Below are 24,264 nucleotides of genomic sequence, written 5' to 3' on the forward strand. Positions count from 1 at the left end.
TTACCTCTTATTCGTCGCCAAAGTCTTGAGCGGCCATCCACTCGTCGTTGAAATGTTTAGATAAGTAACGTGCGCCCGTGTCACAAGCTAGTGTAACGACACGCTTAGGTTCGGTTTGTTCACGGCAATAGCGCAAAGCAGCCGCAATGAGCGTACCGCTTGAAGACCCAACCATAATGCCTTCCTTACGAAGTACTTCGCGTGAAGTTTCTAAACTTTCACGGTCTGAAATGGCGTAAGCCTTTCCTGCAAGTTCAATGTCGCAAATTACTGGAATAAAGTCCTCGCCAATACCTTCAATGCGCCAGCTGCCGGCTTCAACGTCTTTACCTTCGTTCACCAATGGCGCAAGAATTGAACCGTCTGGATCAGCTAGTACCAAATCAATGTCTTGCTTCTGTTCGCGCAGGTATTTACCCACACCGCTTAACGTGCCGCCTGAGCCAACACCACATACGAAAGCGTCGAGCTTAGCGTCCATTTGCTGCCAAATTTCAGGACCAGTAGTTTCGTAATGAGCTTTCACATTCGCCGGATTTTCAAATTGATTGATGTAATACGCACCGCGCTCTTTCGACAAACGCTCGGCTAAATCCTGGTAATACTCAGGGTGACCTTTTTGCACGTCTGAGCGAGTTTCAATTACTTCTGCACCCAAAGCTTTTAGGTTGTAAAGTTTTTCACGACTCATCTTGTCGGGTAGAACAATAATCAGTTTGTAACCACGCTGGGCTGCAACAATGGCCAACCCTAAACCGGTATTACCTGCAGTACCTTCAATAAGCGTGTCGCCTGGCTTAATCTTGCCCTGCTTTTCGGCTTCATCGATCATGTAAACCGCAATGCGGTCTTTAATCGACAGCCCTGGGTTTGCCGTTTCAAGTTTCAAGTACAGCTCACAAGGACCTGTGTCGATATTACTCACTCGCATCATCGGAGTGTTTCCGATCATTTCTAGTGCATTTTGATAAACATTCATGTGCAAACCTTTTGAAAAATACGTTTCCGGTATATATATGGTACAAATTTGCTGCGTATGATACTAAAGCGGCAACAAACAAGCCATTCAACTGAGTTCTATGCTAGAACGTTTTCGCCTTAACTATTCAAAAACATTTGGCTTGTTCTTAATTCAAGTTAACATAACCACAAAATAGAATAATCAGAGGAATTTATAATGCGAGCGCTAGCAACACTTTCTTTTACCGCACTGTCAGCTTTGGTCATTGGCTGCACGCCTGCCGACCCAGACCCACAACAAGTGTTTTTCGACACGTTAGCAGAACATTGCGGTAACGCTTATGAAGGCGAGGTGGTGAAAGGTAATCCGGAAACAGACCAAACTTGGATGAATTCTCGCATCGTCATTGAAATTAGAGAATGCCAAGACGACCGGATTCGTGTGCCATTGCATGTGGGCGACAACCATTCGCGTACGTGGGTATTCACGCAAACTACGTTAGGTTTACAGCTCAAGCACGATCACCGCCATGAAGACGGCACGCACGACCCAGTAACTTGGTATGGCGGCACGTCTTACACAGCGGGCACAGCAACTGAGCAGTCTTTCCCTGCCGACGATTTCAGTAAACAAATGTTTTCAGAAACAGGATTAAGCGCCTCAATCGACAATACGTGGATTGTCAGCTTCCCAACACCAACAACGATGAACTATAGGCTGCTTAGAGAAAATCGTGACTTCCAAGTAGAAGTCGATCTTTCCCAGCCTGTTGAAGCGCCACCGGCACCTTGGGGCTGGGAAGATAACTACCAGTACAATTTTGACTAGAGATATGTTTTACGCGCCTGAACCAACTGCATTTGGGTTCGGGCGTGGTGAACTTCCCGACACACATTGATTGTAAAGACTGTCTAAGTCGAACGAGGTGGTATTCAACACCCGACCTTCATTGGTGTAGTCAATGAATAAGATGCTTTCTTCCTCGTCACTTTCACGGAAGCCCGCGCCATTTCCACCCGTGAATTCGTCTAAGTAAATAACCGTTTGCGAAGTGATTTTACGCTCACAGCTCATCACGGTGACAAAGTGGGAAGTGCCATCAACTGCCTCGGACTGAATGGTACGTACAACAAAATTATCTCTTTCATAACTCGCCGCTTCAGACTGCACACTGATACCGAATAAATAAAACGTCGAGCCAGAAAATAAAATGACAAGAGCGCTCCACATACCTAAGCCGAAACGAATCGCTTTCCATTCCTTCCAATCTTTTGCTGCTTTTCTAAAAAACAGGTAGCCAACAAATGCAGATACAACAAAAAGAATCGCAATACCGCGCTCTACTGTCGCGCGTGCGTCGCTCCATGTCCAAATAGTTAAGCTATCGCCTGGGGCTAATACGGCGTCTAACCAAATAGGTAATGTTAATGCCAATACTGCGGCAGCAATCCAACCAATTCGTTGCTGAATAGGCATACTGAAACCTCATGAGTTACGTCAAATCGACCTCAAGGCTACCGATAGTTTTAAATAGAGGCAAGCTAGTTGCTAACGAGTTTCCCTGTTCACCGCGTCATTAATTTCAAGAACCTTTCCGGTTAAGTCCACCATATTATTAGGTTCGCAATAACTCGCTTGGAACGTCTGCTGAAATTGAGGGTCGCGCGCACGTTGTAGCGTGCCGTTAAACAAGGTAACTCTCACATTCTCACTTAGAGATGAGTCTCGAATGTTTATAAGTGTAGCCAAAGTAACTTCGGAAAGCTGTTCTGCGTTGTCACCTGATCCAATCGCATGTTGACATCTTCCCGCGGCAAGGTCTGCCGTTGCTAGGGTTTGAATAATATATTCAAAATTGCTTTCAACTAATTGTACGCGTCCGCCTTTCTGGCGGGCTTCTGTAGGCAAACTTAAGCCGCAAGTAACGGCAATAATTAATACAAAAAACCATGTTCTCATTTTACTTTCTCGCTTTTATTGGGTTGATTCCGCACGATCTAATGCTGCGTTAACTTGCATGAGTTGACTTTCAAATTTTGCTATCTCGTCTTGTGCGCATTGGCCAAAGTCGAAGTTAGTTGGAAGTTGATATTGAAGATAACGAATTCTAACCCGGGCTCTCTCTGCAATATCATCGGTGAGTTCAGGATCAAACGTGGTATCTCTCATACGAATAAACGTATTCATTCCCATTTCTTCAAGTTCACTCGCTCCGGGAATGTCATTCATATGAAAATGCTCACACTTCCATCCCACATTTCTACCGTGAGCTATCCAGTCGACGATTTGCTCACTTGTCTCTGGTGTAATTTCTATGCCTGGTTGGCCCTTGGTCTTTGCAGCGAGTGGAATACTTACTAAACCTAATGATAGTGCTATAACGAATAAAGATTTACCCATAGTGTTAACTCTCCTCTGCCCTATCGACCGCTAGCTTGATGTCATCAAGAATTCCCGAGATCATTCGGTAGTCTTCAATTCTGCAACCACTGGTGTTATTTACCATTTCCTCAAAATCCACAATTTTGTTTTGAGTACTTGTGATAATCGGATTCTTTTTAAAAGGGGGGAGAGAAGAATTGATAACGTACATTATGGTCTGGGCAGATTGTTTTGCTAGGGAAGCTGCCTCCGTATCTCCCTCAACATGCTCGCTACAATAATTGCCAATAACATTACCAAAAGCCATTGTATCGCTTATGAAATCATAATATTCCACGGCGATTTCCAGTGTTTCGTTTTCTTGAGCTTTTGCAGGGGAGTAGATTAAGACTGCGACAAGGGGAATGACGGACAAATACTTAAACATGAAAACTCAGCTCTCTCGGCTTTAGGTTATTTTTTTCAACAACCTAAAAAGCATAGTCTAAGAGCTGAGTTTTGGCGAATACACCCGATAAGGTGTTAATACTTAGCGTTCACATGGTATATCAGACAAGGCAACAGCGTGTAGGCTTTCCCTGTCAAAACCGAGTATCAGCTTATCCCCGTTACGCTCGATTAGTGTTACACCAACAGCTGAATCTGTATCTACAGTGCTAGCAGTCCAGCGGTTGCCCATCGACTCGCTGCACGCGACTTTTACATGTTCGTTTTCTAAGTATGCGGTGTATATGCGGTCACCAGATTCAGACTCCACCACATTATGGATATTCCTGTTTTTGAGAACATGACGCCAATTGGCTCCTCCGTCTTCTGTTCTCATAATCCCGCCAGAGCCAGAAACCAGCACTACATCTGGGTCGTTTGAGTAAATTAATCCACCATACACCGTAGAAAATTCAACAGCCTCTGAAAAATCATCTGTACCAATCGGAGACTCGGATAAATCAAAGCGCTTTACGTATGCGGTATCTACAGAACCGCCCCCCGATGCAATGCCTAACGCACCAATCATCCACAATTCATCTCGGTTGGGATTTAGCAACAGTTTTACTGAGTCATTAGGAAAGTCGCTTACCTCAGAAAGCATCTCAAACTCTAGATTGGGCAGAGTTGTTACCGCCAAACCTAAATCAACACTGGTAAATAATTGATCTTGGTTGTAGTCGTACGCGAACCCGCCGACAAAGTCATAAGCGTCCAAATCCACTGCAACATCAACCGAACTCCAAGTCGTACCTGCATCAATAGTTTGCTCTACCACTCGACGAGCACTACTTGCTCCATCTGATGCTGATCTTGCAACACCAAATATCCAATGCTGAGAATCAACGATCTCAGCACCAAACCCGTAAAAGTTATTTGAAGTCTCAATTGTCCAGTCTCCACCGTCAACACGAGAAGCTAGAACACCAAGACCGTAAACAAGCTCGACACCGTCTTTGGCAATATACCCATTAATGCTTGCTCCTTCGGTTAATTCTGCAGAGGACAGAACAGGTGTAAGGGACAAGCTTTCTTGGCTATCCTTGACGGTTCTCTCACTGTCATTGATACAACCCATTAGAATTATGGCAGGCAAGGTACAAGCGAGTACTTTGAAATTCATCGTTATTTCTCCTCTTTGAAATCTAATCATTCCTTCGAATCAAGACGACACGATTCAAACATAACTCTATACCCGATAACGACAAAATACATTCAAGATATGTATGATCTTGTCAAAGCGCCTTCAGTTGGTTCAGCAAGGTATCTAGCGCTCGATAGCTCATAGCTTCTGTGAGAAGAGCTAAGTTCTGGCGAGCCCCCTCCCTGGGGTTAAACTTTAAAGATTACATGGGACATCAGACATAGGAAGTGAAAAAACGCGTCCTCCCCGAGCTATCAAAGTCAATTCATCGCCCTTGCTGTACATTCGATACCCCTCGACATCAGCCGGCCCCGATATATAGCTACGTACCCAACTGTCACCTAATACTTGGCTACAATAGATTTCAACTTTTCCATCTTCCGGGTGGTTTAAAGCAAAAATTCTGTCGCCATTAGTTGATTGTGACAAAGAGCTTGCCGACTCTAAAATGGACACCCAACTTGAACCTCCATCTTCCGTTCTCACCACACCATCAGAGCCAAGCACCAAAACTACATCTGGATGGTTGTTCAAAATCAACCCTTGGGATACTCGAGACATACCAATTCTATCTGTCATGTCAGTAAGCGAAACGCCATCTGAAACAGAAAACTTTCTTACATACGCGGTATCAACGGGTGTTCCACCAATCGTCATTATATCCAAAGTACCGATTAGCCAAATCTCATCTCTGCTCTGGTGTTGAATCAAGTCTCCCCAACCGTCATACCATGGGGAATCATCTAGCAAGGTGAAATTCTCGATGGGTAAATCAGCAACCATTAGATTATTATTGTTTGTGGCAAATAAACGGTTATTTGCAAAGTCATATGCAAACCGCCAGTCGTACCGAACAGTACCTAAATTCAAATCTTCCTCGTTAACATCCACCTCATTCCACGTTGCTCCCCCGTCTCTTGTTTCTTCAAGAGCGACCTCGCGGTCAAAATATGATCCTCCGGGGGCGATCCCTGATCTGACCCAATGTTGAGAACTAATAACTCCTATTCTATACACCTCGTAATCGCTTTCTAACTCGACTGTCCATTCTTCAGAGCTACCGAAGCGATAAGCAAAAAACTCCGTGTTATAAACGATTTCAACGCCATTGCCCGATGTATAATAAACAAAACCGGGATCTTCTAAGTAATCCTGCGCTGAGAACTCAGACCGTAAGCTCAACTCGGTGTCTGAGATCACCAGTTCTTGCTGGTCATCAAGTTGTTGCTTGTCATCATCAAAGCATCCGGTTATGGAAAAAAGTGCCAATAAGCAGACGGCCATCCTAGTTTTCATCACTATACTCCTGTATTTCTGATTAATTTCGGACTTTTATTAAAATAATGTTAACAACTTTAATATAAGGAGTACCTGGACAATCCGGAACCAATTCTCACCAATAGATTGTCTAAAATTGTCAAAACTCCTTTAAACGATTAAGCAAGTTATCGAGGGCGCGGTAGCTCATAGCTTCGGTTATATGCATACGCTCAATTGCATGCGAGCCTTCCAAATCCGCAATAGTTCGAGCAAGCCGCAAAGTGCGATGATACGCACGATGAGACAGCTGCAACTTTTCCATTGCAGTCACCAAATAATCATGGTCCTTTTCACTTAAGGCACAGTAATTGTCTAATTCTTTTCCTTTTAGCGCACTGTTCAAACAGTTTTGTCTTTGCAGCTGTTTGCCATGAGCAGTTGCTACTCGCTCCGCCCAATACTCAGAAGTGTCTTCCGGCGCTATAGTTCGCTCTGAACTTCGCTTTAACGCGTCAGGTTGTCTTGGCACTTCAACTTGAAGGTCGATTCGGTCTAGAAACGGCCCAGAAATTCTGCCTAAATACTTCAGAATTTGGTCGGGCGTTGCTCTAGCAGAGCTTAAGCTTCCGTCGAAATGACCGCACGGTGAAGGGTTTAGCGCACCAATAAATTGGAACTTCGCGGGAAACGTAGCTTGCATTTTAGCCCTGCTAATATGAACTTCTCCCGACTCCATTGGCTCTCGTAATGTGTCTAATATATGCCTTGGAATTTCAGTAAGTTCGTCTAAGAAAATTAATCCATTTGAGCTAAGTGAGATTTCTCCCGGTTTGGGAATTGAACCACCACCCACCAATGCAGTTCCCGAACAAGAATGATGAGGAGCCCGGAAAGGCCTGTGGCGCCAGTCAGCAAGATTAAATGGCTGGCCCGTTAACGACTTTATGGCGGCAACTTCAAGTGCTTCTTCCTCATTGAGCAAGGGTAATAAACCAATTAAACGCTTTGCCAACATGGTTTTCCCAGTGCCAGGCGGGCCGACAAATAGAACGTGATGACCGCCACTAGCCGCTATAACCAACGCCCGTTTAGCAAGGGCTTGGCCATGAACGTCCGACAGATTTGCCTGCGTTTGTGGTTTTGGGGTTATCGCCTGCGGCTTTAGCGGTGTTTGTTTTTCCATGCCGGTAACATGGGCTATAGCCTGAGATAGATTATCGAGCGCGTATACTTTCGCTTTTTGTAATAACGCGGCTTCAGCCTTATTTTCGGCTGGAATCATAGCTGCGCGGTTGTGCTTTTGCCCTTGTACTAGAGCGGGCAACAACCCAGGAACATGCTGAATACAACCATTCAAAGCTAACTCACCATAATACTCTAATGGCTCAGTCGGCAGAGTCCATTCTTCTTCCGCGGCAAGAATTCCAAGGGCAATAGCTAGGTCAAACCGCGCTCCCTGCTTAGGCAACTCTGCAGGTGAAAGATTTACCGTAATTTTGGCTACAGGAAAGGGAATGCCACTATTCTGAATTGCCGTACGTACTCGGTCTTTCGCTTCACGTACGGTAGTTTCTGGCATTCCAATAATTTGAAAACTTGGCAGCCCCTTACCTACATTCACTTCTACCCGAACTTCTGGCGCTTCCATACCTTGCTGCGCCCGACAAAGCATCACCGCAAATCCCATAACACCTCCTTGTGTTTTGTTTACACTAAGCGTAGTGGTAAGAAGCTAAATGAGGCATGTGACTTTGCTAGTTAATAGATGAATTTTAGTCTGACTTTAAAGTTCTCTAGGAAATTTCACAGACACTCCCAACGCAATTTAATGGTCTATACTGCAAGGTGCATTCTGAGAAGTTAAACCATATAAATACAACAACATAAAGAGGAAATATGGACTATTACATTGGAGTATTAAAAAAATACGCAGTGTTTAGCGGTCGAGCGCGTAGAAAAGAATACTGGTTTTTCTATTTGTTCAATGTCATTGCTAGCATTGTTCTGATGCTCGTGGATCGTATGACAGGCACCTATAATCCAGAAATGGGATTCGGAACTTTAGGGGTTATATATGGCTTAGCCGTTCTTATTCCTGCCATCGCGGTTGCCGTACGTAGATTGCATGACACCTCTAGAAGCGGTTGGTGGCTACTTATCGCACTTATTCCTTTTATTGGGGCTATTGTACTCATTATCTTCTTTGTCTCCGACAGTACACCTGGCGAGAACCAATACGGACCTAATCCGAAAGAGATTGAAACCGTTTAAGTTTAGCGCCAAATTTTAGCCATTAAAAAAGCGACTCCGTTTCAGTACGCGAGTCGCTTTTTATTATCGGTTCAACGCTTAGCCTGCAATATTTTGGTTCTCTAGAAGAAACTCATCAATAGCAGTTTGCAGTTGCTCATCTTCACTTGCTAGTTCTTGAGCTTTTACTAAATGAAGGTCTTTTGCCTGCTCTAGATTCAAGTGGTTGAATATTTGCGCCAGCCTAAAGTGGCTGTATCCTTCACGTAAACCTTCTGGGTGCTCTTCAAGCTGTATTAACGCTAGTAGTCTGTCGCGCCCCTTTTCTAAAGCTAAGCCAGACTCAGCTGCATATTTGCCCCACTGGTAATCGACACTATAAATCTCCGATTTCTCCAACGTCTCGTCTTGAGCAATAATGTCGTCGGCCTCTTTCAAGTAACGCTCAGCTTGCTCCCAGTTTTTCTCATTAATATGTAGAGAAGCTGCAGACACACGAGGTGAAAGCTCGTTAGGCATAGCTACGGCCCATTCATCGAATGCGGCAGCTAAATCATTGTTGCGTTGCGCTTGCTGCTCTTCTGTTTCAGCATCAGCTAGCCCTATCATGGCAACATTGAACGGATGCTGGTAGTCACTGTCCATCTCTTCTAAACGCGCCAGCAATTCTCGCGCTTTGTCTTTATCGCCGCCAACAATTCCTGGAGCCGCAGCATAAAACATACCTAAACTAAAGGCTGCCGGCTCGAAATTAGGGTCGATTTCCAACGCCTGCTCCCAGTTTTTGCGCATGCTGCGTGCTATAAAGGGCGCGCGAAATGCCGACGCTTCATTAATTTTGAACATATCAATTTGCCCGAGCACAAAATGATACTCCGCCGTGCCTTCATGCTCTCTTTCTAAACGCTCCATTAACGTTTCGGCTTCGTCGATGTCGCCATTGGTTGCCGCAGTTAACACCGACTCATAAGTTTCACTAGTGTCAAAATCCATAGAAATAGATTGGGCGTGGCTTGGCGCTGCCCAAACAGCTATAGCTAAGCTTAAAGTAAGACAAAGTCTCGTCAAAAACGTCATAAATAGTCCTTGTTATATGTTCTAAGCACATTAAGACACAAAAACGGCATCTCTGTTCCCAAAGATGCCGTTTTATTATGTATAAAAATGTTTCTGAAGTTCTTAAGAGCCGTTTCCAGAACCTTCTTCTTCTGCTTCCTCTTCAACTTCTACCACGTCAGCTTCTATCTCAACTTCTCCAGAAAACTCTCGTTCAATAAATAACTCGTACTCACCTTCTGGCATTGGTCCAAAAATACGCTCTTCCACAACGCGCTCGCCATTCTCATCATGGATAATCACTTCCATTCTACGGCGTGCTTCTTCGTGCATTTCTCTTGCAGCCTCTGCGCGAGCTCGAATTCGTTCACGGTCGATCACACGAAATCCATGAATGTTATCAATGAACGCTTGTTGGTCAACCATACCTGTACCGTCTTGGTCGAGTCGGGTGAACAAGGCTTCCGCCTTTTCTCGAGCTTGACGTTCCATAACTTCCTTCAGCTCGTTCACGTTCACATAGCCGTCGTTGTCTAAGTCAAATTCATTAAATTGCTCTTCCAGGGCTTCGCGGCGCACAATCGTTACCTGCTCCATAATATGCGGAGCCCCTGCACGAGGTGGGCGCGGAGGATGAGGCATCTCACCGTCGCTTTCACCATGGATATGCTCAAACCATACAGCTCGGTGGGCTTCACGGTGTTCCGCGCGTTCTTGCGCTTCAGCACGCTCCGTTTGTTCAGCGGCTGGAACTTGTGCACAAGCAGGCAAAGTTACAATTGAAGCCAGTGTAAGTGGCACTAAGTATTGGGTTAATTTTTTCATCACTTCTCTCCTTTAGGGGAACGCCCTTCACAGGGAATGTTTCATCTCACACGGCTTATCATGGACTAACACTATGGAGCGAGTTTGTTCAAAATATGGAGAAAGTGTGGAGAATTAGTTTTTATTCTCGAGCCACTTATATCCCACACCATAAATAGACTGTATTGGATCGGCTCCGCGCACCAACTTCTCTATTTTAGAACGAATATTTTTAATATGACTATCTACGGTTCGGTCACTCACTATACGGTGATCTTCGTAAGCACCTTCAACCAATGTTTCTCTTGGGTAAACCCTGCCAGGCTGTGACATCAACATTTTTACTAAGCGAAACTCAACTCGGGTCAGCACCAGTGGTTTGCCCTCAATGCGCAGCTCCATCGCCTGTTGGTCGAGTTCAAAAATAGAATGGCAAAGAATACCTTCGGCTGCGTTACTCGTATCTTCCGACGACTTCGACCAAGACATACGGCGCAACATGGCTTCAACTCGAGCAACAATTTCCCTTGGGCTGGTAGGTTTAACCAAATATTCATCTGCGCCTAGTTTCAAACCCAGAATTTTATCTAATTCGTCATTGCGCGCACTTAAAAAGAGAACGGGCACTTGGCTTGTCGCACGCAACTTTTGGCACACTTCAAAGCCGTCTTTTCCAGGCATCATTACATCTAACAACACTAAGTCTGGCTTTCCGCCTCGCTCAAGCGCCTCTAGCATGGCATCTCCCGACTCAAACTCTTCCGTTTGATAATCATGATGCTTGAGGTAGTCGCGCATAATTTCACGAATGTCTGGCTCGTCGTCTACTACCCATATTAACGCTTGGCTCATCTTGTTGTTCTCGAGGTTGAATGAAGTGGTAACTGAATGGTGACTCGGACACCGCCCAATGAAGACGGTTCAAACTCTATACTTCCATGATGCGCTTTAATAATGGCTTTGGTAATTGCCAAACCTAAACCACTCCCTCCCTCTGCTCTGCTTCTGGCAGAATCAGGGCGATACAATCGCTCACCCAATAATTCACATTGGGAAGCGTTAAGCCCCGGAGCAGAGTCTTCGAGTACCACCTCTACCGCGTCTTCATTCACCGACAATGACAACTGAACCTCGCCACGCGACTCGGTATATCGAACACTATTAGAAATAATATTGTTTAGTGCTTGGCATAAACGGTCCATGTCTCCAAGAATATCTATTGTTTGCTCTGGCCATGTCGCTTGTGCATTTAACTGCTTTGCAGTGAAACGTACTTGATAATCTTGCCAAATCGCCTTTACAAAGCTGCTCAACTCAATGGTTTGCCACTCGTAATTTAACGCGCCAGCGTCCGACTGGGCCAACTGATGTAGGTCGTTCACCAAGCGAGTTAAATGCGTTACATGGTGATGCAACCGAGCAAGGTGCGCATTGTCTGCAACCCGAATACCGTCTTGTACTGACTCTATTTCACCTTGCAAAACCGTCAATGGTGTTCTCAGTTCGTGCGCGATGTCTGCCAACATGCGTTGGCGCTGCTCCTGTGCGCTCTCCAGCGCCGCACCAAGCTTATTCATATCGACACCAAGCTCGGACAGTTCGTCGTGACCTTTCGGTTCTGCACGTGCTCCATAGTTTCCTTGCGCCAAAGCCTGACTTACGTCTGCCAAAGCTCGAATTCGTCTCCTAAACCAAATACTTAATAGCCAAGCTACAAAACCGCCAACTAAAATGGCGATGCCACCGGCATAGAGCAGTGCACTACCCTGTTGTCGAGCAAAAACCGCATCTATAGGTCCGGTAGCTCCAGTGGGGCGAACTGTACTTAAAAGCCCTGTAACTTGCTCACCAACGAGTATAGGAATAGTGACGGGGTCGTTAATTTCGGGACCAAATATTCGGTTCCCCGCTGGGGTATATAAATTTAACTCGACAAAAGAAAGCTGCGACTCTGCACTGAAGCGCTCAGGGTTAATAATCAGGTCTCGCTGCAAATTACTGAGCGCTTCGCGCCATAAGCTCGTGGGCGTAATTTCTTGTTCGGGACTCCAACGACCTCGTTGAATTTGCTCTTCATAACGCTGTTGCTGTTGTTCGTAGTAGTCAGCAAGAATAATAGCCACGCGGGTGAGTCGTTCACGCTCTTGGGCTGCTAAGTACTCTTGGAAGTTGTGCATAAATAAGCTTCGCGTTCCTAACAGCACCAACGCAATAAGCAGCAGTCCAGTTCCTGCAATGGCAATAAATAATTGTGTACGGATATTAAATTTGAACAACGACGTTACCCTTCCTCGGTGTCAGGCAATAGATCACAAATAGGTACCTGCGCAAAGTAAATCGACGGGCGATACTTTCGAGCTACCAATCGATGCGCTGAATAGTAGCTCACATAGGCCACACCATCTTTCACCACTAACCCGGCATAACTCGTGTCGCCGCCAGAAGGCAAGCGACCACATTCGGTTAGTTTACCTGTTTCAGTATTCACCCATGCAAAGCTAGTTCTTGCAGCAACAATTTGTTTGTTCTCTACCGTATAAAAGCGCACAACACTCAATATTCGGCCATCGTCTAGGGTCGCCATAACCGGACCGCCAATGCGTTGTTTGGTGTCTTTCCAGTTCCAGCGTTTGTAAGGAGGCTTTGCTGAACCAAGCAACGCTGTTTGAGGGTCGCGTCGCATTAAGCACCACGCTGTTCCGTCTTTGCTAAAACACAGCCCGCTTTCATTACTGTACTCAGGCTTTCGCTTTCCGCGTAAGCGCTCAACCAGTGGAATGAAGTCTATACCGTTTTCAGTACTATAAAGTCGAGCGTGGTAGTCACCACCTACCTTGTAAGCAACACCAAGCCCTGTGGTTAACTGCTCGTTGCTGTCAGGAAATGCCACGCGCCAAAGCCATAAATCTTTCTCACCTACCTCTTGTGCTTGCGACCACTGCCGTCCGGTATCCGACTGCCAGGCATACACCAAATGAGAAAATCCATGTTCTGCTCGAAGCACTTTCTTAGCACTCAATAGCACAAGTTTATTTTGTGGTGTTACGACCAGCGAAGGGTCTCTTAAGTCTGCACCCTCAGCCACGAACACTTTTACGGTCCGCCAAGACTCTCCGTTTTTAGAACGAAGAAGTCTAATTTGCCCGTCTGGCGACACATGGTTTTCACCTTCACGGAAAACACACCACCACGCGCCCCGAAACCATGCAAGGTCAGTAAACGCGTTATGTGGAGCTTTGTACCAAATACGTTTTGCGGGAAATAAGGGTATTTCAGTTGGCATGGTTACTCTGTTTAACTTGCTGAAGTTGTTGCCCGAGCTGAGTGAGTGCATCGTGCCAAGCATTGCTTAAAGCTTCCACCATTGCTGCATACTCTAAATCGCTGTCTTCTTCTGCTGGCCATTGAATATTCGCCTCAGTAGCAATTCGCCCGCTATGCACGAAGTCTTCTTGCGCGTCGCGAACAAACCACTGCAAACGCACCACAGCTTGGCGCTCCGCATTCAAATGAAACGCGTCTACGTGCAAGTCCACTCGGTAATCCATATTGCGCAAATAGCCGGTACTCAACAGTGGCACAAATTGGCTTTGTGGAAATTGCTGCGCCAAACCCAACCTAAGCTGTCGCTCAATTTGCGCTTCCAAACGTTCTGCCCAGCGGTGCATTCTTGTATGGCGAATCTGGGAGTCGGTTTCGGCGATGATTAACGCGTTACCTTTTAGGAACTCAGCCATGCGAATCGAACCAATGGCATATTTGCCAGCAAATGCAGCATCGGCTACTTCGCTTTCCGGCTCTGCAAGCACATAATGAGTTATGGTAGGAGGTCTTGCCGCGCAAGCAGTTAATAGGCAAAGCGCCGCCATCAAGCTCCACTTTTTCAATGTAGACAACTTCAATGTGATCATGGGTCTCTCCTTAACGGCGGATCTTCTGGCACCTTGGTATCAAAAAATAGAGCACTTGGTGTATCTCTCAAAGTTTCACTCACTGGCTCTAAGTCGCGCAGAATTGCATTTAAACGCTCAATCGACTGAGTAAGTTCGTTATAAGCCGGAGCATCAACTGAATAACCTGAGAATGTTCTTTCTAATTCGTCTAACGCTCTTACTAAAGCGCCCGGCAATTCCCGGGTATCCTCATGATTTAATATTTCCGCCAGTTGGTCTGCAGCCTGAGCCACAGACTCTAAGGTCTGTTCTGAGAAACGAAGCGTTTCAGTCGCGGTATCGACAAATTCGTCTAAGTTAATGTCATTTAAGCTGTCTAACAATGCGGTTAACTTCTGGTCGAGCTGGGTGAAGCTGTTCGTGACCGAGGGAAAAACCGGGTATTCACTGTCTATAGAGGCTACTTCATAAGTTTCGTCGGGGTAAAAATTCAGGTCAACGAATAAAGCCCCCGTGAGTAAGTTGCCTGCGCGTAAACTTGCCCGTAAACCAACACGGAACATTTGCGCCAATTCCGCTTGCCACATGAGCATTTGGGCTTCAGAAACCGTTTCGCTAATACGCTCTGGCTCGAATCTAATCAGCACCGGAATTTCTAAATCGAGAAGCGAAGAAGAGCTTCCAGGAACTCCACGGTAAGGCACTTCTTCTACCGTACCCACCCGAACGCCCTTGTACTCCACAGGAGAGCCTTTACTTAACCCGCGCACACTGTCTTCTAACAACACAACATAGCGAATAACTTTAGTATAGCGAGCTTGAGAGGCTTCCTCTTCATTGACGAACAACCGAAATTCACTATTCGCACTGACCATATCTTCGTTATTGGTCGGCTCGAAAGCGCCAAAGGTTACGCCGCCACCTAATAACGACTCTAAAGAACCAATCTCAACGCGTACGCCTTGAGAATCCAGATCCATTTGAGCACCCGAGCTCATCCAAAATCTTACACTCGGTGTCACCAAGCTATGGTATGGCGCCTGTACGAATATTTGGTAATCCATGCTGCGGGTTTCATGGTCGAATACAGCTGTTTCTACCCGCCCAACGGTATAGCCTCTGTACAACACCGGGTCGCCCACACCTAGCATAGTCGCGTCGTCCGCGGTTAAATGAACGCGTAAGCCGTCCATATCTGCGGGTGTTACAGGCGGAGCGTCTAATGCCACAAAATTCTTTTGGTTGTCTCTAGCATCGCCGATTTGTAATTGGATATAAGCCCCCGACAATAAGGTTGAAAGGCCGCTTATTCCCTGCCTGCCCACACGCGGTTTTACCACCCAAAACTGTGTCTCACTATTCAGCATTCGCTCTGTGTCTTGGTACATGCGAACTTCCACAACTGCGCGTTCGAAATCTTCAGACAACCTAACATGTTCGACACGCCCCACAGCCACGTCATGGGTTTTAATCAGTGTTTTACCTGCTTCAATACCTTCTGCACTTGCAAGCTCAATAGTAATCATTTGCCCACGGCTCGTTACCGTGTCGTAAGCCATCCAAATACCAATCGCCACCGCTACAATAGGCACAAGCCATACTGAACTTAGCTTTCGGCTAACCTTCTTCTCAGCTCGCATCATTGAGCTCTTCGTTTCAGGCGTTTCGTTTTGCACCAGCTTGCTCCATGTTGTTTACTGCATCGTTCATTTCGTCAGCGTTAAGTTCTGCTTGCCACAACAAGCGCGGGTCAAATGTATTGGCGGCAATCATGGTAAGCACCACAACACCGGCAAAAGCGACAGCCGCTGCGCCCGGAAGAATGCTTAACAGCACACCACCTTGAATAAGAGCTACCATAATAGCGACCACAAACACGTCTATCATTGACCAGCGACCGACAACTTCTGTAAGTCTATAAAGCTGCATTTTCTTTGGTGTAGCTAACTTAGCAGGCTTTGAAGCCAAATAACTAAGATATCCAAGTACCGCTATCTTTGCGATAGGTACAATGAAACTTGCCACAAAAATTACAAGGGCAATCAAATAGCTGCCCATATCAACCATTTGTAACACACCACCGAGAATAGTCGACTCTCTTTGCCCCCCCAAAGTTTGGGTGTACATCATGGGATAAATATTGGCAGGTATATAAAGCACTAAAGCAGAAATAAGTAGCGCCCATGTCGCTTGAATGCGCAGCGGTGAGGGGGGTGCTATCGATGTATGGCATCTCTGGCATTGCCTCTCTGTAGCAGAGTTCAGCATGCCGCAGCATTTGCACCCGACTAAACCTTGCTCGTGCGCTGTCATACCCCTTTTCGCAAAAGAGGGTGGCTGGGGCTCTTGTTCCAAGGCAAACCATAACCAGTCTGCGTCAACAATACTTACCGTTCTTGCCAACAAAATGACATAAATGAAAAACGCGAAAAACGACCAACCAAACCCAATGTCTGCCATATTAGCCAGCTTTGCTAAGCTAACTAACACCCCCACTAAAAACACGTCAGTCATGAGCCACGGCTTTAGTCCGCTTAATATTCGGGCAATAAATAAAGTACCAGGCAGTTTGACTCGCATCGCTATGGAGCCGTATAGCCACGTCACCATAAGTAAGAAAATTCCGGGAAGAACAATAATGGAAAGGGCAATCAGTAATGCCAGTATCGGCCAGTTATTGTCGAACATGACAAACGCAGCGTCGCTCAACACAATTTCATGTCGAATGCCGCCCATTTCAAAGCTAAGAAAAGAGAATGGCAAGGTGAGTAATAACATCACCAACGCTGCAGTCGCATAGGAAAGTATACGTTGAGCAGGGGCGTCGTGGCGGTGGACGAGCTCATGTTGGCACCGCGGGCAGAAAGCGGATTCGCCCACCTTTAGTACCGGCAAGGCACTTACCCAGTCGCATTCAGGGCAAGCACGCCATCGCCGCGAGCTCACGAGGCAGCCTCGTTACTTGTCTTGAGCCTGTTTAAGTTCATCTAGCTTAGCTTCTAGTGCGTCTATACGCTGTCGCATATGAAGCACCATTTGTTGTTGAATTTCCAAATCTTCTCGAGTTACCACATCCAGCTTACCTAACTGCTGTTGCAAGGTTTGTTTCACGCGCGACTCTAAGTTATCTGCTGCGTCTCTCACACCTTGCGGAATACTGTCTGTAACTTGTTTTGCGAGTTCTTCTAACTTTTTACCGTCTATCATAAGGTTACCTATTACTGCTGGGGTATTTGCTACTTGTTTTACTATAGCATGTTAGCAGGAGTTTCAGCTCCAATAAGAATTCAGGTACAATTCCTCTCTTCTCACGCCAAAGCCGAACAGTGATTCAACGACATGCTACTCAACCCCCAACAACAAGAAGCTGTTAAGTACACCACAGGGCCCCTTCTTGTATTAGCCGGCGCTGGCAGTGGTAAAACGCGAGTTATTACCGAAAAAATTGCACACCTCATTACTTCAGGCGGCTACCAGGCTCGTAACATTGCAGCTGTTACGTTTACCAACAAAGCTGCGCGAGAAATGCGTGAGCGTATTGGTCAAACCCTTGGCAAGCAAAGCACGCGCGGACTTCGAGTGTCAACGTTCCACACGTTGGGTTTAGACATTATTCGCAAAGAAGCAGCCCACTTGGGCTTTAAACCAGGCTTCTCGCTATTCGACGATCAAGACTCCTACGCATTATTGAATGCTTTGACTGAAGACACGTTACAGGGCGACAAAGCACTGATTCAAAAAGTGCAGTATCAAATTGGTCACTGGAAAAACGCCATGTTATTGCCCGAGCATGTTCAGGTAAATAACGACCCAGACGAGATGTTCGCATGGGAAACCTACAAGGCGTATCAACGACATTTAAAAGCCTACAACGCACTAGATTTTGACGATCTTATTTTACTACCGACATTGCTGCTTGCGTCGAAAGAGTCGGTATTAAAGCGCTGGCGACAACGCATTCAATACTTATTAGTAGACGAATACCAAGACACCAATACCAGCCAATATCAGTTAGTTAAGCTACTGGTAGGTGAGCGAGCGCGCTTTACCGTGGTAGGCGACGACGACCAAAGTATTTACTCTTGGCGTGGCGCACAGCCGCAAAACTTGGCGTTGCTACAAAATGACTTTCCACAGCTCAAAGTGATTAAATTAGAGCAAAATTACCGTTCTGTGGGCCGTGTTTTGAAAGCTGCTAATATACTTATTGAAAACAATCCACACGTATTCGATAAGAAACTATTTTCGCAAATGGAATATGGCGAACCATTGCAAGTTATTTACGGCAAAAATGAAGAGCACGAAGCCGAGCGCGTGGTTGCGGAAATTGTGCGCGAACGTTTCATGCAGCAAACCAAGTATGGTGAATACGCTATTCTGTATCGGGGTAACCACCAATCACGAGTGTTCGAAAAGGCACTAATGGCGAACCGTATTCCCTACAAAATTACCGGTGGCCAGTCATTCTTCGCACGCGCAGAAATTAAAGACGTTATGGCTTACTTGCGATTGGTGGTAAACGGCGACGACGACAATGCTTTGTTGCGTATTATTAACGTTCCTCGCCGTGGCATTGGTCCTCAGACATTGGAAAAAATTGGGCAATTTGCGCACCAAGAAAACATTAGTTTATTCGACGCGTGCCAGCACCCAGGCTTAAAAACCATGCTTTCGTCGCACTCTTATCAAGACGTTTTCGGATTCGTGCAGCTTATTCTCAACGCTGCCAGAAGTTCTTCCGGAGACACTCGCGACGCCATAGAGGCGGTGCAAACCCTTATTCAGCAGTCGGGATATGAAGAATTTCTATATGAAACCAGCCCGAGTCCAACAGCCGCGGAAATGCGCGTAAAGAATATTAATGAACTATACCGCTGGGTCGTCAACATGCTGGAAGGCGACGCAGAACACGAAGCCATGAACCTTGAGCAAGTAGTGTCACGCTTAATGCTACGCGACATGCTTAGCAGGCAAGACGAGGAAGATGAAACCGACCAAGTTCAGCTGATGACCTTGCACGCGTCTAAAGGACTAGAGTTCCCTTATGTTTTTATGGTGGGTATGGAAGAAGGCTTACTTCCGCATCAAACCAGCATAGATAACGACGATATTGAAGAAGAACGCCGGCTGGCTTATGTGGGGATTACTCGCGCCCAGCAAAAGCTTATCTTCACCATGGCGAAAGAACGTCGACAATTTGGTGAGGTGATTCGTCCAGAACCTAGTCGGTTTTTATTAGAACTGCCACAAGACGATATTCAGTGGGAAAACCAACAACAACGGTTGCCGGAAGAAGAGCGTATTAAGCGCAGTAAAGCACACGCCGCACGCATTCGCGCCATGCTAGATGAAGACTAAAGGAAAAAGTGCCGATTAAAATATTCTGAAGGCTAAGCTGAGCAACGCAGTTCAGACTTCTCCGACTGCACTTCTTGTGGAGCACCCAAGTAATAACCTTGACCAAAATGCACGCCAAGATCCGTCAACTTCTCTAACTGACGATTATTCTCAACACCTTCTGCGGTAAGGCGAATACCCAACTCTTCACACAATGTAACTACGTGACGCACCATAGCTTGCGCGCGGTCTTTCTTATTGACTTGCGCTACAAAGCGGTGGTCGAGCTTCACAATGTCGAATGGATAGTTGTAGATAAACTGCAGTGGTCCCGCACCTTTACCAAAGTCGTCAAGTGCCAGTTGGAAACCTTGATCTTTAAGTTTACGAAGGCTTGCCAAGATACGACGCGCATCTTCGTTTTGAAGTGACTCTTCGTCGAACTCAAATACCAATGCGGTTGGATTAACTTTCGCCGCCTCGACAATGTCGATGAGTCGCTGAATATGACGATTTCTCAGAAGGTGTTGTACCGACAAGTTAATATGGATAGGCGCCGTACTCTCGCCCGCAGCTTCTCGAGCAGCCAGAAGTTCAGATGCCTGGGTAAGCATCCATGCGTCCATTTCTAGAATAGCTCCAGAACGCTCTGCTAACTCTAAAAACTCTTTCGGTTGAATAAGTTCGTTACCCTTTTTCCAACGCAGTAGCAGTTCGAAGCCCGCATTCGAGCGAGTTTCTAAGTCTTGTACAGGTTGATACCAAAGAATGAAGTCTTCATTCACCTGCGCATGGCGTAATGCTGTTTCTTGGTTAATCGCTGCTACCAAGCCGCTGCGAATGGTTTCGTCGAATACCACGTAACGGCCACGACCCATGCTTTTAGCTTCATACATTGCCGCGTCGGCGTCACGTAATAAGCGCTCAACCGTGTCATGCTCGTCGCGGTAATTAGCAATACCAATACTCGCACCCGAGAAGTGTTCCTGCCCTTCCAGAACGAAAGGCTCTTTCATAACTTCGATAATGCGCGCGGAAATGTCTTTCACGTCATCAATATGGTTGATGCGATCGAGTAAAATAACGAATTCGTCGCCACCTAAACGCGCCAGCAAATCGTGTTCCCGAATCATGCTGCTTAAACGTTCGCTCACCTCGAGCAGGAACTTATCACCCGCTGAGTGACCAAGCGTATCGTTAATGTTTTTAAAGCGGTCTAAGTCGACAAATAGAATCGCGAAGTATTCTTTACTTCGGCGTTTTTGAGCTGACAACGCTTGTTTAACACGATCGGTAAACATTGCGCGGTTTGGCAAGCCTGTAAGGTTGTCGTGGTGCGCATCGTGGAAAAGCCTAGCTTCAATTTTCTTACGACGCTCAATCTCTTCAACAAGCTCTTCAGTACGTTCGGCAATTCTTTTTTCCAAGAATACGTTGGCTCGGGCCAATTTCTCTGCAGAACGACGACGTTCAATCGCTACGGCTACGTGTTGCGAAACGAAGTTCAACAATTCTAAATCGTCTTTCGAATATTTTTGTTCTTCGCTATAGCTCTGAACCGCCAATACACCGAATACTTCACCATCCATAGTTAGAGGCGAACCTAACCATTCGTGAGCGAGTTTACCGTGGTCGCTCGCGCGCACCACTTCACCACGGCGTATTAGTTCGTCTCGGCGCTGCGCATTCACAAATGCTGGACGACCCGTACGCAAAACATACTCGGTTAAGCCTTTTTGCAGGCGACGTTGGCGAGCTTCTGAACCGCTTTCGTCTATGTAATAAGGGAAGTAAACCTGCTGACCATTTTCGGTCAATAAAGCAATATAGAAGTTGTCTGCGTTTAAAAGCTTGTCGATTTGGCGGTGTAAGTCACTGTAGAAGCCGCGCATGTCCTCCGCGGTGTTCGTTAACTCAGAAATAGCATAAAGCACACTAGTTTGCTGCTCAGCCTTTTCCCGATCAGTAACTTCTTTTAATAGACTTTCGTTCGCGAAACGCAGTTCAGATGTTTGGTGCTGTATCTCACGTTCCATCCACTCGCGTTGTCTGAAACGCTCTAACGCATTCGCAACGTGTTGAGAAACGAAAGTTAATAACTCGAGATCTTCATGTTGGTAACGCACATCGTCTACGTAACTTTGCACCACCATTGCGCCAATTACGTCGTCAGCCAGAATAAGAGGAGCACCCATCCAATCAACAGGCAATGAACCCATTGTAGTTACGTCACCGCTGTCGTTGAGTGACTGAATGTCTTCACCGGTACAGAGTAATGGTTCCGCTGAACGCAGAATGTAACCTGTCATACCGTTCATTAACGACTCTGCCGGAACTTCGGCTACAAATTCTGGTGTGTCATATTCGTCGGCAAAGTAAGGAAAGCTAAAGCTACTGCGGTCTTCGTTATACAAACAGATATAAAAGTTACGCGCTTCCATAAGCTGCGCAACAATTTTATGCACTGAAGAATAAAGCTGTTCCATGCTTTGTGCAGACGAGGCAAGTTCGGATATACGGAAAAGGGCCTGCTGAACTACTTCAGCCTGCCTATATTTCTCGGTTAACGCCTTTAACCGCTCAACAACCTTCTCTAGTCGTTTTAGTTTTTCTAGCGCGTCAACACGTTCTGTGGGTGTTCCTTGTGTTCCCGACTTTGTCACTTACTCTCTCGCCTACCATTAACTACAATTTAATCAACCAGTTAGTTAACGGTTACTTGTTATTTATCTTTAGGCGGTAGAAATATTATTACCGTAATTATTATTGTTATTGAAATGTAATAATTACTACCAAGGGCTGAGTATAACTTGGTCAGCTTGGTTTGAAAAGTGAAATGGTCGGACAAGATTGCACAAAAAAACCGCCAACTGGCGGTTTTTTCATAATGCTTTGAAAACTCAGTAAATTAGATGCCTTCGATCATATATTCGATTGCAACCTGAATTTCTTCGTCAGAACAGTTCATACATGTACCACGCGGTGGCATTGCATTGAAACCGTTAATTGAGTGCTCTAGCAGTACGTCCATACCTTGGGCAATACGTGGTTCCCAATCAGCTGCGTTGCCCTTCTTCGGTGCACCTAATACACCGCTCATGTGGCATGCCGCACACGCTTGGTTGAACACCTGCTCGCCTGAACGCGTACCTTGCGCTTCGTTACCAGCACTCGCAGTCTGCGTTTCTTCACCTGCTAAACGAACTTTCGCTACAGGTTTAATACGCTCTAAAATGGCTTCGCGACTCATGTCGTCTGTAGCTGCCCAAACACTGCCAGCTACCGCAACACCTGCAACAACCGCTAAAATATTTTTCCACTTAATTTGGGTTAACACTTTCACATCTCACTCCTGGCTACTCGTACTCAAGCTTCCGAATACATCCGCTTTGCTAACTTCTTGCACCGATTATACGGTTTTATCTTCGCAAGGTAAATGCGCTGTCGAAAATGTATCCACACTGTATGTAATGTTAATTACGGCAACTTAAAATAAAACGTTTAGTGCTTTCTCAATTCAAGACGCTCTGTGTTTCAGGTAAAGTGGCAATATAACTTGCCACGAGATATTTTGGGTAAGCCATGAAATTAGGAAGCGACCTTGCCAGCTGATACAACGCCGGATGCGGTACAACGAAAGATAGCGCTACTAGACTTAGATGCGTTTTTTGCTGCCGTGGAAGTCACTAAAAACCCTGCACTCAAGAACATTCCCTTTGCTGTTGGTGGAGGTGGTGAACGGGGAGTTGTGGCGACCTGTAATTATGAAGCACGTAAGTATGGTGTGAGAAGTGCCATGTCGGGCTTTAAAGCTAGGCAATTATGCCCCCACCTCACTTTTGTTAAACCTGACATGGCAAGTTACAAGGAAGTGTCCAAAAAAGTACGAGCGCTTCTCAGTGAGTATACCGACCTTGTTGAGCCTGCTTCCATCGATGAGTTTTACCTCGATCTTTCTCATTTAAAAAGTCATCAGGGTTCTGCTTCGTTGGCTATGGAAGATGTGCGTGCCCAATTGCGAACAATGGGAATCAGCGGCTCCGCAGGCATTTCCAATCAAAAGATGGTCGCAAAAATTGCGTCCGACGAAAACAAGCCAGACGGCCAATTTGTCGTCCCCCCCGAACAAGTATTCTCATTCATTAGCGCATTATCGCTCAGCCGAATTCCCGGTGTAGGCCCAAAAAGCCAAGAGAGGCTGGCCAATGCTGGATTCCGATTAGGCAAAGACATTCAGCGCGCTAGCGTTGAGCAAGTTCAACAGATACTGGGTGAGAAAAGTGGCTATGTACTGCATCAGCGCTGCCAAGGAATCGACCTTCGCGAGGTTTCAGTTTCACGCACGCGTAAACAAATAAGTGTCGAGGACACCTTAGCGAGAGACTTCGCACAGTTGAAACAAGCCGAGGTGTTTATCGAGAAGTTTCTGTTACCTTCGCTGAAAAAGCGACTTCCTCCGGGCCCTTGGCAAGGAACTAGAATTCGTACTCAAACCGTTAAGTTGAAGTTTAACGACTTTCAACAAACAACCGTTTCTCGTAGTGCCAACAAAGTCTCACCTTCCCTGTTTTACCAGCTGCTTGGAGAAGCTTGGGCTAGAGCAAAAAATAGGAAAGTAAGGTTAATTGGTTTAGGTGTGACATTGCCGGACCCCGACGAGGACCGGCAATTGGAGTTAGACCTAGAATAAC

23 protein-coding genes are annotated in these 24,264 nt (G+C 46.1%); 4 read left to right on the forward strand and 19 right to left on the reverse strand.

All coding sequences use genetic code 11. The features are described from left to right. Positions 1-7: 7 nt before the first annotated feature. Complete coding sequence (locus DQX04_RS08215; protein WP_111915404.1) at positions 8-979, reverse strand: PLP-dependent cysteine synthase family protein; 972 nt, start codon at positions 977-979, stop codon at positions 8-10. 198 nt (positions 980-1,177) lie between these two features. On the opposite strand from DQX04_RS08215, the gene DQX04_RS08220 reads away from it, so the two are divergent. After that, positions 1,178-1,789: a hypothetical protein gene (locus tag DQX04_RS08220; protein WP_111915405.1), complete on the forward strand. Its 612-nt coding sequence runs from the start codon at positions 1,178-1,180 to the stop codon at positions 1,787-1,789. Positions 1,790-1,798: 9 nt separating this feature from the next. Here DQX04_RS08220 and DQX04_RS08225 read toward each other — a convergent pair whose 3' ends face one another. The 7 genes from DQX04_RS08225 to DQX04_RS08255 form a co-directional block, all read right to left on the reverse strand. Beyond that, positions 1,799-2,437, reverse strand: coding sequence for a hypothetical protein (locus DQX04_RS08225; protein ID WP_111915406.1), 639 nt, complete (start codon positions 2,435-2,437; stop codon positions 1,799-1,801). A 72-nt stretch (positions 2,438-2,509) separates the two neighbouring features. Then, positions 2,510-2,920: a hypothetical protein gene (locus tag DQX04_RS08230; protein WP_111915407.1), complete on the reverse strand. Its 411-nt coding sequence runs from the start codon at positions 2,918-2,920 to the stop codon at positions 2,510-2,512. A 15-nt stretch (positions 2,921-2,935) separates the two neighbouring features. Beyond that, positions 2,936-3,361: a hypothetical protein gene (locus DQX04_RS08235; protein ID WP_111915408.1), complete on the reverse strand. Its 426-nt coding sequence runs from the start codon at positions 3,359-3,361 to the stop codon at positions 2,936-2,938. A gap of 4 nt (positions 3,362-3,365) precedes the next feature. Then, positions 3,366-3,770 (reverse strand): hypothetical protein, encoded by a 405-nt coding sequence (locus DQX04_RS08240; RefSeq protein WP_111915409.1) that lies wholly within the window; start codon positions 3,768-3,770, stop codon positions 3,366-3,368. A 102-nt stretch (positions 3,771-3,872) separates the two neighbouring features. Then, positions 3,873-4,952, reverse strand: coding sequence for a hypothetical protein (locus DQX04_RS08245; RefSeq protein ID WP_111915410.1), 1,080 nt, complete (start codon positions 4,950-4,952; stop codon positions 3,873-3,875). A gap of 216 nt (positions 4,953-5,168) precedes the next feature. After that, positions 5,169-6,269 (reverse strand): hypothetical protein, encoded by a 1,101-nt coding sequence (locus DQX04_RS08250; protein ID WP_111915411.1) that lies wholly within the window; start codon positions 6,267-6,269, stop codon positions 5,169-5,171. A 121-nt stretch (positions 6,270-6,390) separates the two neighbouring features. Continuing rightward, positions 6,391-7,920, reverse strand: coding sequence for a YifB family Mg chelatase-like AAA ATPase (locus DQX04_RS08255; RefSeq protein ID WP_111915412.1), 1,530 nt, complete (start codon positions 7,918-7,920; stop codon positions 6,391-6,393). Between the two features lie 209 nt (positions 7,921-8,129). Here DQX04_RS08255 and DQX04_RS08260 point away from each other — a divergent pair, with 209 nt between their 5' ends. Beyond that, the gene (locus tag DQX04_RS08260) at positions 8,130-8,504 is read left to right on the forward strand and encodes a DUF805 domain-containing protein (RefSeq protein WP_111915413.1); all 375 of its coding nucleotides are present in this window, start codon (positions 8,130-8,132) and stop codon (positions 8,502-8,504) included. Positions 8,505-8,582: 78 nt separating this feature from the next. On the opposite strand, the gene DQX04_RS08265 is transcribed toward DQX04_RS08260, so the two are convergent. The 9 genes from DQX04_RS08265 to DQX04_RS08305 form a co-directional block, all read right to left on the reverse strand. Then, positions 8,583-9,560, reverse strand: a complete 978-nt coding sequence (locus DQX04_RS08265) for a lipopolysaccharide assembly protein LapB (RefSeq protein ID WP_111915414.1) — start codon at positions 9,558-9,560, stop codon at positions 8,583-8,585. Positions 9,561-9,662: 102 nt separating this feature from the next. Then, entirely contained in the window at positions 9,663-10,364 is a 702-nt protein-coding gene (locus DQX04_RS08270) for an EF-hand domain-containing protein (protein ID WP_111915415.1), read from the reverse strand. Positions 10,365-10,478: 114 nt separating this feature from the next. Then, positions 10,479-11,195 (reverse strand): response regulator, encoded by a 717-nt coding sequence (locus tag DQX04_RS08275; protein WP_111915416.1) that lies wholly within the window; start codon positions 11,193-11,195, stop codon positions 10,479-10,481. Continuing rightward, entirely contained in the window at positions 11,192-12,619 is a 1,428-nt protein-coding gene (locus DQX04_RS08280) for an ATP-binding protein (protein WP_111915417.1), read from the reverse strand. The genes DQX04_RS08275 and DQX04_RS08280 overlap by 4 nt, the downstream gene beginning before the upstream one ends. 5 nt (positions 12,620-12,624) lie before the next feature. Then, positions 12,625-13,626: an exo-alpha-sialidase gene (locus DQX04_RS08285; RefSeq protein ID WP_207801095.1), complete on the reverse strand. Its 1,002-nt coding sequence runs from the start codon at positions 13,624-13,626 to the stop codon at positions 12,625-12,627. Further along, entirely contained in the window at positions 13,616-14,254 is a 639-nt protein-coding gene (locus tag DQX04_RS08290; protein ID WP_111915418.1) for a membrane integrity-associated transporter subunit PqiC, read from the reverse strand. The genes DQX04_RS08285 and DQX04_RS08290 overlap by 11 nt, the downstream gene beginning before the upstream one ends. Further along, positions 14,251-15,912, reverse strand: coding sequence for an intermembrane transport protein PqiB (gene pqiB / locus DQX04_RS08295; protein WP_111915419.1), 1,662 nt, complete (start codon positions 15,910-15,912; stop codon positions 14,251-14,253). The genes DQX04_RS08290 and pqiB overlap by 4 nt, the downstream gene beginning before the upstream one ends. After that, positions 15,893-17,182: a paraquat-inducible protein A gene (locus DQX04_RS08300; protein WP_111915420.1), complete on the reverse strand. Its 1,290-nt coding sequence runs from the start codon at positions 17,180-17,182 to the stop codon at positions 15,893-15,895. The genes pqiB and DQX04_RS08300 overlap by 20 nt, the downstream gene beginning before the upstream one ends. Before the next feature lie 12 nt (positions 17,183-17,194). Then, positions 17,195-17,443 (reverse strand): accessory factor UbiK family protein, encoded by a 249-nt coding sequence (locus tag DQX04_RS08305; RefSeq protein ID WP_111915421.1) that lies wholly within the window; start codon positions 17,441-17,443, stop codon positions 17,195-17,197. A 132-nt stretch (positions 17,444-17,575) separates the two neighbouring features. Here DQX04_RS08305 and rep point away from each other — a divergent pair, with 132 nt between their 5' ends. Then, positions 17,576-19,594 (forward strand): DNA helicase Rep, encoded by a 2,019-nt coding sequence (gene rep / locus DQX04_RS08310; protein WP_111915422.1) that lies wholly within the window; start codon positions 17,576-17,578, stop codon positions 19,592-19,594. A gap of 32 nt (positions 19,595-19,626) precedes the next feature. Here rep and DQX04_RS08315 read toward each other — a convergent pair whose 3' ends face one another. Continuing rightward, the gene (locus tag DQX04_RS08315; protein WP_111915423.1) at positions 19,627-22,236 is read right to left on the reverse strand and encodes an EAL domain-containing protein; all 2,610 of its coding nucleotides are present in this window, start codon (positions 22,234-22,236) and stop codon (positions 19,627-19,629) included. Positions 22,237-22,481: 245 nt separating this feature from the next. Further along, the gene (locus DQX04_RS08320; RefSeq protein ID WP_207916302.1) at positions 22,482-22,916 is read right to left on the reverse strand and encodes a cytochrome c5 family protein; all 435 of its coding nucleotides are present in this window, start codon (positions 22,914-22,916) and stop codon (positions 22,482-22,484) included. A gap of 258 nt (positions 22,917-23,174) precedes the next feature. Here DQX04_RS08320 and dinB point away from each other — a divergent pair, with 258 nt between their 5' ends. Continuing rightward, complete coding sequence (gene dinB / locus DQX04_RS08325; protein WP_111915424.1) at positions 23,175-24,263, forward strand: DNA polymerase IV; 1,089 nt, start codon at positions 23,175-23,177, stop codon at positions 24,261-24,263. Position 24,264 lies beyond the last annotated feature (1 nt).

Origin of the sequence: Aliidiomarina sp. B3213 (assembly GCF_003290085.1) — a bacterium.
In the GTDB taxonomy this organism is placed as follows: Bacteria; Pseudomonadota; Gammaproteobacteria; order Enterobacterales; family Alteromonadaceae; genus Aliidiomarina.

Bases quoted from the DNA above. Each gene is read 5' to 3' on its own strand.
- DQX04_RS08215 (WP_111915404.1), bottom strand. From the start codon at position 979: ATGAATGTTTATCAAAATGCACTAGAAATGATCGGAAACACTCCGATG.
- DQX04_RS08220 (WP_111915405.1), top strand. From the start codon at position 1,178: ATGCGAGCGCTAGCAACACTTTCTTTTACCGCACTGTCAGCTTTGGTC.
- DQX04_RS08225 (WP_111915406.1), bottom strand. From the start codon at position 2,437: ATGCCTATTCAGCAACGAATTGGTTGGATTGCTGCCGCAGTATTGGCA.
- DQX04_RS08230 (WP_111915407.1), bottom strand. From the start codon at position 2,920: ATGAGAACATGGTTTTTTGTATTAATTATTGCCGTTACTTGCGGCTTA.
- DQX04_RS08235 (WP_111915408.1), bottom strand. From the start codon at position 3,361: ATGGGTAAATCTTTATTCGTTATAGCACTATCATTAGGTTTAGTAAGT.
- DQX04_RS08240 (WP_111915409.1), bottom strand. From the start codon at position 3,770: ATGTTTAAGTATTTGTCCGTCATTCCCCTTGTCGCAGTCTTAATCTAC.
- DQX04_RS08245 (WP_111915410.1), bottom strand. From the start codon at position 4,952: ATGAATTTCAAAGTACTCGCTTGTACCTTGCCTGCCATAATTCTAATG.
- DQX04_RS08250 (WP_111915411.1), bottom strand. From the start codon at position 6,269: ATGAAAACTAGGATGGCCGTCTGCTTATTGGCACTTTTTTCCATAACC.
- DQX04_RS08255 (WP_111915412.1), bottom strand. From the start codon at position 7,920: ATGGGATTTGCGGTGATGCTTTGTCGGGCGCAGCAAGGTATGGAAGCG.
- DQX04_RS08260 (WP_111915413.1), top strand. From the start codon at position 8,130: ATGGACTATTACATTGGAGTATTAAAAAAATACGCAGTGTTTAGCGGT.
- DQX04_RS08265 (WP_111915414.1), bottom strand. From the start codon at position 9,560: ATGACGTTTTTGACGAGACTTTGTCTTACTTTAAGCTTAGCTATAGCT.
- DQX04_RS08270 (WP_111915415.1), bottom strand. From the start codon at position 10,364: ATGAAAAAATTAACCCAATACTTAGTGCCACTTACACTGGCTTCAATT.
- DQX04_RS08275 (WP_111915416.1), bottom strand. From the start codon at position 11,195: ATGAGCCAAGCGTTAATATGGGTAGTAGACGACGAGCCAGACATTCGT.
- DQX04_RS08285 (WP_207801095.1), bottom strand. From the start codon at position 13,626: ATGCCAACTGAAATACCCTTATTTCCCGCAAAACGTATTTGGTACAAA.
- DQX04_RS08290 (WP_111915418.1), bottom strand. From the start codon at position 14,254: ATGATCACATTGAAGTTGTCTACATTGAAAAAGTGGAGCTTGATGGCG.
- DQX04_RS08305 (WP_111915421.1), bottom strand. From the start codon at position 17,443: ATGATAGACGGTAAAAAGTTAGAAGAACTCGCAAAACAAGTTACAGAC.
- rep (WP_111915422.1), top strand. From the start codon at position 17,576: ATGCTACTCAACCCCCAACAACAAGAAGCTGTTAAGTACACCACAGGG.